Raw genomic sequence first — 11,485 nt, 5'->3', positions numbered from 1 at the left:
ATTTAAATGTTAAAAAGTTACATTTACACCCATAGTCGTTATAATTGGTAAAGGATATCCTCCATTATCAACTCCAAATTGTGTTGGTGTGCCACCAGCTTCAGGAGTAAATCCTGAGTTATTTCTCCACGTAACAAGATTTTGAGCATTTAAGTATAGCTTAAGACTGCTTAAACCTATTGATTTTGCAACACTTGGATTAAAATTATAACCGAGTTGAATATTTCTTAGTCTAACATAACTTCCATCTTCAATCATATAATTTGAAACATTATTTGTATTATAATTGTTTCCATCATTAATAATTGGCTCCCAGTTAGATGTTCCCGGACCATTCCAAGCTGCTAACCTATCCTTTCTATAATTAAACTGAGCAAACGTACTTCCGTTACCCCAATTTCTTAATACTTCGTTTCCGTATACTCCTTGTACATCAATACCTAATGACCAGTTTTTATAATTTAAATTTAGATTTAGTGCATAAGTAAAATCTGGAGTTGGATTACCAATAATAGTTCTGTCTTTATCATCAATCTTTCCATCTCCATTCAAATCTTTAAATTTCAAGTCTCCTGGACCATAAGTACCCAGTGTACTTGTTGGGGATAGCAAAACATCTGCATTTGTTTGATAAACTCCTTCCACTACATATCCATAAAAATATCCTATAGGATAGCCAGCTTCAGTTACTGAGTTTCCATCAAAAATTCTATATCCCGGCTCAAATACTGAAATTACTTTATTATTGTATGTTGTAATATTTCCACCAATTGAATAACTAAAATCTGAACCAATTTTATCTCTCCAAGATACAGACCCCTCAATACCTTTATTTTCTATTTCTCCTGAATTTCTAAAATAATTTTGCACTCCTGTAACATAGTTAAGAAGATCTTTTGTTCTCTTGTTATAATAAACTCCTTCAACACTTAATCTATTATTAAATGCTGATGCTTCAAATCCTGCCTCATAACTTGTGATTACTTCCCATTTCAAATCAGGAGAATTTTGCCAAGCCAATACATATCCCGGATAAAGATCTTTTTGAAATCCTACATTTGCAAATACAGCATTTGCTCCTGAAACATAGCCAGGGTAATTAGGATATCTGTAAGGAGAGAATCTATTTCCTAATTGCCCATAAGATCCTTTTAACTTTAATGAACTGAAGAAACTATTATTCATAAATTCTTCTTTGCCTAAATCCCAAGCAGCACCTAAAGCCCAGAAATTCTGATATTGGTTAGGGTTATCTGCAGCAAAAGTAGCAGAACCATCACGTCTGAATGATGCGTTGAAAATATATTTCCCTTTGTAGTTATACAAAACTCTTGCAAGATATGAAATACTCGCACCGTCATCATATTCAGATGAATTTGCTGTTCTTGTGGCCGGATCTCCAAAAGGATAAGTGTCTAAATACCAGAATCTTTTATTCCAAGGGATTGCATTTTGATCACCTGCTTTCTGTGTAACATTCCCAGTCATCTGTTCAAATTTTTCATCATAAACAGTATAACCTGCAGTAGCTGTGATATTATGCCCTCCGAAGTTTTTATTCCAAGTTAATAAATATTCCTGCTGAGTGATGATATTATCGGTAGAATTTTGATAAACAGATGTTAGCTGTCTTCCTCCAAATGCATTTGTTGTTCCGCCTGTTTCTCCAACATATAATTTTGTTACAGGATTATAACCTCTTGCACGTGTCATCCCAAAATCCACCATATAGTTTGTTCGGAAAGTAAAATCGTTCCAAAATTTCACCTCTGCAAATGCATTGGCAAGTATTCTATAGGTTTTTGATAATTGAGTTCCATTAAGATAATCAACTGAAAGTAATGGATTTCCAACCTGAGCATCACCTAATCCTATCGGTAATTGATTATATAAACCTGCTTGAGTATTAAATGGTTGTACAATCGGGACAGCTACTAACGAAGATGCATAACTTTGAAGTCTGGGATTATTTGTATAAGATCCATTAATTGAAAATCCAACTTTAAAGTTTTTACTAAAGCTAAATTCATTATTGAAATTAACATTAAATCTCTTTAAAAGCTCATTATTAATTATTCCTTGTTCTTCTAAATGCCCTATTCCAAAATATGTCTTATTTTTTTCAGTTGAACTTGAAAAGCTAAGGTCGTTTTTGATGATAGTAGCTCCATTATTAGTAATAGCATCTATCCAATCGGTATCTGCATTAAAAACATTATAATAACTATACGGTGCAAGTCCTTGATTGGCTCTGTTACGATCATACAATGATCTAAATTCTGCAGCATTTGTTAATTCTGGCTTCCCTGTCAAAAATTTTGTCCCTAATGAAGAGCTGAAGTTTATTGTCGGTTTACCTGTTTTTGCTCTTTTTGTAGTTACTATAATAACACCATTAGCTCCTCGAACACCAAAAATGGCAAGTGATGAAGCATCTTTTAAAACTTCAATGGATTCAATATCATTTGAATTTACAAAATCCATATTATCAGACCATATTCCATCTACTACGTAAAGAGGTCTAGAATTGTATCGGCTAACAGTTCCTCTGATCCTAATATCGGGAGTTGAACCTGGTTGACCGGAATTCACAACTGCCAAACCGGCAACTTTACCTTGTAATGACGCAGCTGCATTTGCATTGGGTTTATCAGCAACATCAGACCCACTTACTTTAGCTATAGATCCCGTCAGATCTCTTTTCTTAGCAGAACCATATCCAATCATCACTACTTCCTCGATCTTCTGCTCCTTCGGAACAGTATCTTTTGGAGTAGTTTGCGCATTGACATTCATACCGAAGTATAAAACCGCAATGAGACATGAATACTTTAAATCACTTTGTTTCATATAGTTTAATTTTATTCGTACAATCAGTTCTGAGATCGGAAGCCTTACTTCCGACTGTCTTTTTACAGGAAAATAATATATTCTCAATAAAAGACATTAGTCAAAATTATAAAAATATCTTCAACAATGTTAATTATACTTAAATTTTTTATCATTCTGTTAATATTTGATATTTACAGAAAGACATTTAATAATTGATTATAATTACTAAATTGCTCAATATAAATTCAATTATTAAATATTTCTCAATTTTAAAGGAATAATATTCAATTAAAAATTTTCGTCTTATTTACTTATAATAAATATCTTAACAACTATAACTCCACAAATTCAGATTTTATTTTGTTATATCATCAATTTAACAATATGAGTAATAAAATTTGTTAAACTAATTCTACTGTTATAAATTTGGTTCAGTATTTGACAATCATTAACGTTTAATCAATATCAATGAAAAAATATATTATAGCGGCGGCTCTTATCATAGGAACCGGAGCAGTTATCAATACAACAATGCAGTCCTGCACGACTCTCGCTACGTCTGATCTTGGATTATCGATTATTAAAAGACTTCTTTTAAACGGAATCGATAAAGGAGTTAATGTATACAGCAACAGAGATGCTTTTCTGCAGAACAATATGGTGGATAAAGCTCTTCCGAAGCAGCTTAGAGACATCAACTCAATGCTGGAAAAAATTGCACCTTCTCTGGTTGCAAAAGAGAGAGCTTATATTACGGATGCGGCAGTTTACACCGTAAATATTTCAAAACCAATCCTTGTGAATGCTGTTAACAGCCTTAATGCAAATGATGTCACAAGAATTATTCAGGGAGAAAAGGGAACGGCAACTTTAATTCTGAAAGAAAAAACTTCTCAGCAGCTTATTGCCGCAATTACTCCAAAAGTGGAAGAACAGCTTAATCAATACGGCATTGTGAAAAGCATCAACACCGCTTTATCAGGCAGCAATTTATTGGGCAGTCTTTTAGGAGGCAATAAAACTTCTGTAAATTCAGGAGGATTAAGTCAGTTGGCTTCCGAGCAGCTTGTGAATGGGATTTTTAACATCATCGAAGATTATGAGATCCAAAATTCCAAGTCGCTTCTGGGACCGCTTGGGAAATAGAAAAATTTTGACTATATTTATATAGATTTTTAAAAAGCAGATGGATATATTACAAGGAAATCAACACGCAAACCCTGAAGATTTTTATAACTCTTTGAGGGAAAAACTGGAAGGTCATCACGATTTTCCGGAAGATTATTTATTTAAATTTATTATTCCTACCGATCAGGCAAAACTTACAGAGATTTATAAGGTTTTCGACGGAATCAAATTTACACTGGGAAACCGAGAAAGTAAAAACGGAAAATACACAGCCTGCAATATTAACGCATTCGTTTTAGATGCAGATCAGGTGGTAACCATTTATCAGGAAGTCGCAAAAATAGAAGGCGTCATTCTTTTATAAAAACAAAAAGTCAGCTTTACGGCTGACTTTTTTAGTTTAAATTATCAATGAATTTATTTATTTCTCAATAAAATACTTTACGTTTTCAATCGGTCTTCCGAGCATTGCCACCGAACCTTTAATGATGATGGGTCTTTGGATCAGCGACGGATTTTCAGCCAGAACTTTAACCCATTCTTCTTCAGATAAATTTTTGTCTGCGAAATTTTCAAGATACAATTTATCTGTTTTTCTGATGATATGAAATACGCTCTGATTCAGCTTTTTTAATACCGTTTTAATTTCCAACTCACTCAGCGGATCTTCAACAATGTTGATGATCTCAAACGGAACTCCGTTTTCGTCGAGGTATTCCAAAACCGCATTCGATTTTGAACAATTTCCATTATGTAAAACCTTCACCAACATGATTATTTATATTTAAAAATTAACTGTTTCTTTAGCAAATTTAGAAAGAAATAAAACGATTCCTGCTTTAATGTATGATAAAAGTTTGTTAAAACAAACCGTTCAGTTCTGCTTCAATCTTTTCTAAAATAAACCCGAAATCTTCAGGCTTTTCTACAAAATCAAGATCATCCACTTCAATAATCAAAAGTTTACCTTCCGTATAATTGGAGATCCATTTTTCGTATTTCTGATTCAGTTTTGAAAGATATTCGATGCTGATAGATGCTTCATACTCTCTTCCTCTCTTATAAATTTTCTTTACCAGATTCGGAACGTCAGATTTAAGGTAAATTAATAAATCCGGCGCAGAAACGAAAGATTTCATCAGATTGAAAACAGATTCGTAGTTTTTAAAATCACGGTCTGAAAGAAGATTCATATCGTTCAGGTTTTCTGCAAAAATGTGTGCATCTTCATAAATCGTACGATCCTGAATAATATTTTTCCCGCTCTCTCTGATCTCTTTCACCTGCCTGAATCTGCTTCCTAAAAAATAGATCTGAAGCGCGAAACTCCACTTGCTCATATCTGCGTAAAAATCCTCCAGATATGGATTATGATCTACATCTTCAAACTGGGCATCCCAACCGTAATGCTTAGAAAGCATTGTGGTTAACGTGGTTTTTCCTGCTCCAATATTTCCTGTAACTGCAATGTGCATATTTTCCCTAGTATATTTTTAATTTAATAAAGATCTAAATTCCGGCAGCCTGAATCTGAGAAGTATCTTCAAGAAGCTTCTGAAGAGAACTTTCCGCAGGATTTTTGCTTTCAATTTCCTGAGTTTTCTTTTCCAGTTTTCCTTCAGGACTATCGGGTTCCGCTGCTTTCTCAGCAGATTTTTCTACCTCCTGTTCCGCAGCTTTCTGCTTAGGATCAGGCTCTGCCTGTGGTTTGGACTCCCTGTTTTTTTCAAGGCTGTAAAGGTAAAGTTTATTAGCTTTTATTTCAAAATAAGACAGTGTATTTTTATCCACAATCTGCGCATCCGGATCTTCAAAGATTTTCACCATTTCTTTTTCCGGAATGTACTTTAATATAGAATTATTGGTGACCACCAGTATAAATTCATTCTCCCGTCTGAAACGTTTTCCGTTTTCCAGAGGTGCTTCAAAAAGCTTTTCAAACTTTAATGAATACACACGGATGTATTTTCTCGTTAAAATATACACCTTGCTTTCATACACCAAAAGATCCGTTAAATCATCAATTGCGGCATCGAAAGGATAAGAATTAATCGTCGTTTCGTTTCTGAAATTATACTGAATAAGGCGTTTTGTACTCTCATCCAACAACCAGAGCTGTTGAAGATCTTCCGCATAAGCCATTTTGATAAAGCCAAATTTCTGCTTAAAATCGACCTTTTGGATTTCGTTAAGATTCTGATCTACAAATTTCATTTCCTGAGCATTTTCAGAAAACAAAGGCACACTTAGCGGGTTTTGTACCGTCTGTACTTTATAAGGAACCGTAAGCATCATTTTCCCGATCTGCTTTCCTAAGGAATCGTACTTGGTAAAGCTGAAATCTTTGTTTTTATAGATGTACAGGTTTCCGTAATCGTCGGCAAGCATATCTTTTGCTTCCTTCAGTTTCAGCGTGTCTAAAGGAAGGGCTTTCTGCGCGGATAACGAACAGAAAACCAATGCAAATATGAAGGATAATAATTTCAAATTCTTTTACTAAGATAGCGCTCCGAAAAGGAACGCTACCAATTTACTGCTTTTATTTATTTCAACAGAAATTGCGGTTCATTTTAACTTATTTAATCGCAACTTCGTAAATTTTCGACCAGTTTTTTCCTGTTATCAACATATGATCTCCTTTGAAGGCGATTCCGTTAAGAACGTGTTCGCTGTTATTCTGAGTATATTCTTCCGTGATCTTTGTAAAATCAAATTTACCTACAGTTTCACCGGTTTGAGGATTGATCTTTAAGATATAAGGTTTATGCCAAATATTGGCATAAATAAATCTGTTGTGATATTCAAGCTCGTTGATTTGGTTGTAAATTTCCTTATTCCCACCCACAGAAACGGTTTTCACCACTTTTGAAGGATTATTTACATCCAGAAAATACAGTTTATTCGAACCTGTATCAGCGATAAGATTTTTCCCGTCATAGGTCATTCCCCAACCTTCTCCGAATTCATTCGGCAAAGGAAATTCCGAGATTTTCTTTAACGTATTTTTATCATAAACAAATCCGATTTTATTTTGATAGGTCAACTGATAAATTTTATCTCCCGCAATAGCAATTCCTTCGGAGAAAATATCTGCCGGCTGTTTTTCAGTCTGCGCCGGAACCGCACTTCCCAAAGTATATTTTATTAGTTGTGAAGCTTTTTCCAGCCCGTCACTTTCATAAATCGTATTTCCTTCCATTACAAACCCTTCCACAAAATTATTAGGATCATGAGGATATTCTGCTACAATTTCAAAAGGAATATTGGCTTCAGGATTTTTGGTAAAAACGTTGATGGTGGCATCCTGATTTAAAATCTCTCCGCCCTTTGTTTTAATATTGAAGGTCACCTCATTATCGCCATACGCAAAAAACTTCGGATCAATCGTTAAATCTGAGGTTTCCTTATCTCCGAAACTTATGGAAATACTTTCTGCATTTTCCGTAACTTCCTGTGGAAGATTAAGCTTATCACCAAAATGATATCCCTTCTGCTCCATCGCATTGTTATAATCCGCTAAAGAATCAAGGATTTTTTTATCGTTTTTACAGGACATCAGCAGCAAAGCTGCTGCAAAACCTGTGATCAGGCTTTTCTTCACTTTAAGTTTTTTATTTTCATTACCAAGAAACAGAAGACATCAAAATTTATTTAATCGCTACTTCATAAATTTTAGACCAGTTTTTACCGGTTATCAACATATTATCTCCTTTAAAAGCAATTCCGTTCAGTACGTCGTCGCTTCCTTTGGTATTTTGCTTGGCAATTTCTGTAAAATCAAAAGTTCCTACCACTTCTCCGTTCGCAGGATTAATTTTCAGAATAATGGGTTTCTGCCAAACATTGGCGTAAATAAATCCGTTATGAAACTCGAGCTCATTCAACTGATCGTAAGCCTGAGAACTTCCCGCAACGGCAATGTATTTCACCATTTTTGAAGGATTGTTCGGATCAAGAAAATACAATAATTTACTTCCATCTGAAGCGATCAGGTTTTTTCCGTCGTACGTTAATCCCCAACCTTCACCCAAAACATTAGGATAAGCAAATTCCTTCAATAATTTTAAAGAGCTTTTATCGTAAATATATCCTTTTTTGCTCTGCCATGTTAACTGATAGACTTTATCGCCAACAATGGTGCTTCCTTCAGAAAAATCTTCCTGTGGCTGTTTGGTTGAAGCCAAAGGCGTTGTGGTTCCTAACGTATATTTTAAAATCTGCGAAGAACCGTTCTGTCCATCGCTTTCATAAATCGTGTTGCCTTCAATCTGGAAACCCTGCACGAAATTTTTCGGATCGTGAGGATATTCGGCGATGATTTCGTAATTGATTTTCTGCTCAGGATTTTTGGCAAAAACATTAATGGTTGCGTCCTGCGTTAATGTTTCGCCGCCTTTTGTTTTAATATTAAAAGTAACAGCATTGTCGCCTAATGTAAAGAATTTAGGATCTATCGTAAGACCAGATGTTTCTTTATCTCCGAAACTGATCGAAATGGTTTCTGCATCTTCTGTTACCTCTTTCGGCAAATCCAGTTTATCTCCGAAATGGTATCCTTTTTCCATCATCGAGTTGTTGTAATCTGCCAAAGAATCGAGTATTTTTTTATCATCTTTACATGAAGCCAACAACAAAATCGCTGCAAAACCTGCTATTATATTTTTTTTCATTGATTTCTAAAATAATTTCCCCAAAATTAGCAAAATTTATTCCTCTGAACTAATTTCATGAAGATCTTGACCAAATTGTAATATGTAACCGTTGTTATCGTAGATCGCAAACTCTCTCATTTCCCAGTCGAACGTTTCTATTTCGTAGCAGATTTTCGTTTTGTCTTTCAGTTCGTCCCATAATTCATCTGCATTTTCTATGTTAAAATAAAACGAACCTGTAAACCCTATTCCGTTGAATTTCTCATGCTGATTCGGTTTAGTAAGCATGATCTCTACCTTATCTTTCTGTAAAGAAGCCCATTGCCAATCATCATTTCTTTCCTGTAAGGTAAAACCAAGAATCTGCGTATAAAAGGCGATTGTTTCATCGAATTGTTCCGACCATAAAACAGGACGAAGGGAATTGAATTTTGCCATCATTTATATTTTAATTCCACGAATTGAGATCAGTTTTCCAGATATGGTTTCAAACTTTCCTTCAAAATTCCGTTCCAGCCCTCAGTAAAAGATTCTCTTGAAAAATGTTCGCCCAGATCGTTAAAATAATCAATATCCTCGTGAATAAGCTTTACTAAAGTTCCGTTTTCATCGGGTTTCAATTCCCAGGTTACGGTTGTTTTTTTATCGGAAAATTCGGGATAAGCCCAGGAATATTTCAGTTTTTCATTGGGAACAATTTCTAAAATTTCTCCCTGATGATGATACTTTTTCTCTTCCCCCGGTTCATAAAAGTTGAATATTTTGCCGGTTTGCAGTTCAAAATCAAAAATATCGAAATACCACGACTGCATTTCAGTTTTATCGGTTAATGCTCTCCAGACTTTATAAACCGGAGCATTTATTTTCTGCTCTACAATAATTGGTTGACTCATATTTTTGTTTTTTTAATGATTGAATGCAAAAATGATGACAGAAGGGAAGACTATTTGTTATTTATAAAACCTCAGAGGTTTATAGTATTTAAATTTTCTGAAATTATTTTTTCAACAAACTTTCGATAAGCTTACTTTGATTTTCTATTATTTTTGCCATTTGCTCCTGATTTTCTAAAATCTTTTCAATAAGATCTTGAGATTGAAAGTTAAATATATTTGATTCTGTTGGATTTATAACAATTGGATTTACAATGTAAGAATTTCCTTCAAATTGTGAATTCGATAAATCTACATTTGGAATTTGTTCCTGAATCAAATCAAAGAAATCCACTTCAAAAATTTCTGCAATTTTCTGAAGGTTTTGCAAAGTGGGTTTAGCTTGTCCTGTTTCCCATTTATTATAAGCAGGCTGGGAAATATCAAGCTGATGTGCGATATCCATTTGCGACCAGCCTTTCTGTTCTCTTAGCTTTCGAAGCTTTGTTTCTAAACTCATACATTCAAGATTTAAATGCTAAAGTAATGTTTTTTAAAATTATAACCAACGGTTATCGATTTTATAACTGCCGGTTGTTGTATAGAAAGGGAAAAGATTATATCTTGGCAACGTGATTTAAAAACAATCACTTTTTTAAAAATATTTATTAACTTTAAAAATTCAATTACATGAAAAAGAAAATTTTGATTGGTGCTTTAGCTTTAGCATCTGTGTTTACATTAGCATCTGCAACGGATGGAAACGGTTCATCCTCCGAAACGGAAAGAAGATTTTGGGGAAGCCAAATTGTAGGAGTTCAGAGTTGTGTTCAGAGTGGAAATAATCCTGATGGAAGTCCAACTTATACAGTAACGTATATAGTAGAATACTATGTTTTATGGATAGGGGTACAAACATCAACAGAAAGCCGTCCAGGAATGTCGCATTGTGAAGCACCATCAAGTTGTGGCTGTTAATTTATTAAAATTATGAAGAAATCAACGCGGAAAAGAGTTTTACTCTTTTCCTTATTTATTATTTGCACATTTTATAAAAGTCAAATTTTTAAAAGGTTTTCAGATCAAAAAGAATTTGATAGCTTATGGATAGTTCAAAATCAAAAAGAGTTACTTCTTACAAAAAATAATTACAAAAACTTCAATTTTGATAAAATTGAAAAAGTTTTCTATAAAGGAAAGCATATTGATTATTCTTTAAATAATGATACATTAGTTTTCTTTGATAAAGTAAGGGAGATTGAAGAAATTTCTATAAAAAAAATTAATTTAGATGATAAATTGGAAAAGGATGTATCTACTACTAAACTGAAAAATAACTATTTTTGTCTTCAGACAAATTATTCAACCGCAATATTGATACAATTCGATACGGAAAATAAAGAAACATATGTAAAAAACATTACCCTTTTTCCGAAACTTATTTATAATTTATTAGAACGTGCAACAATAGAAATATCTTTATTACCAATTGTAAATAATCTTCCTGACAGTAGCAATCCTATATTAACTTTTTCTAAGGATTACAATGATGTGAAGAAAAACAAATGGGTAATTCAATTACCGAGAATAATAAAATATCCAACAGAAGGTTTTGTTTTATCATTAGAACTTAAGTATAATAAAAACAATGTTGATGCCCTATTTTTTCAATCAACATCTGATGTCCCGACTTACAATTATAATTTGAAATATTATGGAGGTTGGAAGATGACACATCCAACAACTGGCTTCATGTATAAATTAAAAATTCTACAATAATTCTAATTCTCTCAAAACAAAAAAATCAGAAGGTCTATATAACTTTCTGATTTTTTTGCTGAATTTTTAATAAAAAAAGCTGAAATTTTTGCCAAAACATCTAAAAATTTCACTGAAAGACTTAAAACTTTGGTAAAAACACCTAAACAGAATGCAATAAGACTTAAACGGAACGTAAAAAGACTTAATGAGATATTCAATTCACCTTAACGTTTAAGATTT

Annotated in this window: 13 protein-coding genes; 4 read left to right on the top strand and 9 right to left on the bottom strand. The window is 33.5% G+C overall.

Annotated elements, in window-relative coordinates; all coding sequences use genetic code 11:
- Positions 1–9: 9 nt before the first annotated feature.
- Positions 10–2,850 (bottom strand): SusC/RagA family TonB-linked outer membrane protein, encoded by a 2,841-nt coding sequence (locus B0E34_RS01900; RefSeq protein ID WP_087706275.1) that lies wholly within the window; start codon positions 2,848–2,850, stop codon positions 10–12.
- Between the two features lie 450 nt (positions 2,851–3,300).
- Between B0E34_RS01900 and B0E34_RS01895 the strand changes: the two genes are divergently transcribed.
- Complete coding sequence (locus B0E34_RS01895; RefSeq protein WP_087706273.1) at positions 3,301–3,978, top strand: DUF4197 family protein; 678 nt, start codon at positions 3,301–3,303, stop codon at positions 3,976–3,978.
- Between the two features lie 40 nt (positions 3,979–4,018).
- Positions 4,019–4,324 (top strand): DUF493 family protein, encoded by a 306-nt coding sequence (locus B0E34_RS01890; protein WP_087706271.1) that lies wholly within the window; start codon positions 4,019–4,021, stop codon positions 4,322–4,324.
- Positions 4,325–4,381: 57 nt separating this feature from the next.
- Here the strand turns inward: B0E34_RS01890 and B0E34_RS01885 are convergent, their stop codons facing one another.
- The 8 genes from B0E34_RS01885 to B0E34_RS01850 all read right to left on the bottom strand — a co-directional run bounded on the left by B0E34_RS01885 (position 4,382) and on the right by B0E34_RS01850 (position 10,004).
- Positions 4,382–4,732, bottom strand: a complete 351-nt coding sequence (locus tag B0E34_RS01885) for an ArsC/Spx/MgsR family protein (RefSeq protein WP_087706269.1) — start codon at positions 4,730–4,732, stop codon at positions 4,382–4,384.
- An 88-nt stretch (positions 4,733–4,820) separates the two neighbouring features.
- Positions 4,821–5,435 carry a deoxynucleoside kinase gene (locus tag B0E34_RS01880; protein WP_076394463.1) on the bottom strand — a complete coding sequence of 205 codons (615 nt, stop codon included), beginning with the start codon at positions 5,433–5,435 and terminating at the stop codon, positions 4,821–4,823.
- Positions 5,436–5,469: 34 nt separating this feature from the next.
- Positions 5,470–6,447 carry a hypothetical protein gene (locus B0E34_RS01875; protein ID WP_087706267.1) on the bottom strand — a complete coding sequence of 326 codons (978 nt, stop codon included), beginning with the start codon at positions 6,445–6,447 and terminating at the stop codon, positions 5,470–5,472.
- Between the two features lie 88 nt (positions 6,448–6,535).
- Positions 6,536–7,561, bottom strand: a complete 1,026-nt coding sequence (locus B0E34_RS01870) for a glutaminyl-peptide cyclotransferase (protein ID WP_087706266.1) — start codon at positions 7,559–7,561, stop codon at positions 6,536–6,538.
- Positions 7,562–7,607: 46 nt separating this feature from the next.
- On the bottom strand, positions 7,608–8,630 hold the full coding sequence (locus tag B0E34_RS01865; RefSeq protein WP_087706264.1) for a glutaminyl-peptide cyclotransferase: 1,023 nt from the start codon (positions 8,628–8,630) through the stop codon (positions 7,608–7,610).
- A 36-nt stretch (positions 8,631–8,666) separates the two neighbouring features.
- The gene (locus B0E34_RS01860) at positions 8,667–9,050 is read right to left on the bottom strand and encodes a VOC family protein (protein WP_306460654.1); all 384 of its coding nucleotides are present in this window, start codon (positions 9,048–9,050) and stop codon (positions 8,667–8,669) included.
- A 29-nt stretch (positions 9,051–9,079) separates the two neighbouring features.
- Positions 9,080–9,505 carry an SRPBCC family protein gene (locus B0E34_RS01855; RefSeq protein WP_087706260.1) on the bottom strand — a complete coding sequence of 142 codons (426 nt, stop codon included), beginning with the start codon at positions 9,503–9,505 and terminating at the stop codon, positions 9,080–9,082.
- A 103-nt stretch (positions 9,506–9,608) separates the two neighbouring features.
- The gene (locus B0E34_RS01850) at positions 9,609–10,004 is read right to left on the bottom strand and encodes a helix-turn-helix domain-containing protein (RefSeq protein ID WP_087706258.1); all 396 of its coding nucleotides are present in this window, start codon (positions 10,002–10,004) and stop codon (positions 9,609–9,611) included.
- A 185-nt stretch (positions 10,005–10,189) separates the two neighbouring features.
- Between B0E34_RS01850 and B0E34_RS01845 the strand changes: the two genes are divergently transcribed.
- Both B0E34_RS01845 and B0E34_RS01840 read left to right on the top strand, forming a co-directional pair.
- Positions 10,190–10,462: a hypothetical protein gene (locus B0E34_RS01845; protein WP_123956503.1), complete on the top strand. Its 273-nt coding sequence runs from the start codon at positions 10,190–10,192 to the stop codon at positions 10,460–10,462.
- A gap of 12 nt (positions 10,463–10,474) precedes the next feature.
- On the top strand, positions 10,475–11,263 hold the full coding sequence (locus tag B0E34_RS01840) for a hypothetical protein (RefSeq protein WP_087706254.1): 789 nt from the start codon (positions 10,475–10,477) through the stop codon (positions 11,261–11,263).
- The last annotated feature ends 222 nt before the right edge of the window (positions 11,264–11,485 follow it).

The sequence above is a fragment of the Chryseobacterium mucoviscidosis genome, from assembly GCF_002177115.1.
Lineage (GTDB): Bacteria > Bacteroidota > Bacteroidia > Flavobacteriales > Weeksellaceae > Chryseobacterium > Chryseobacterium mucoviscidosis.
The sequence above is the reverse complement of the archived record's forward strand: the minus strand, read 5'-3'. Positions and strand labels throughout refer to the sequence as shown.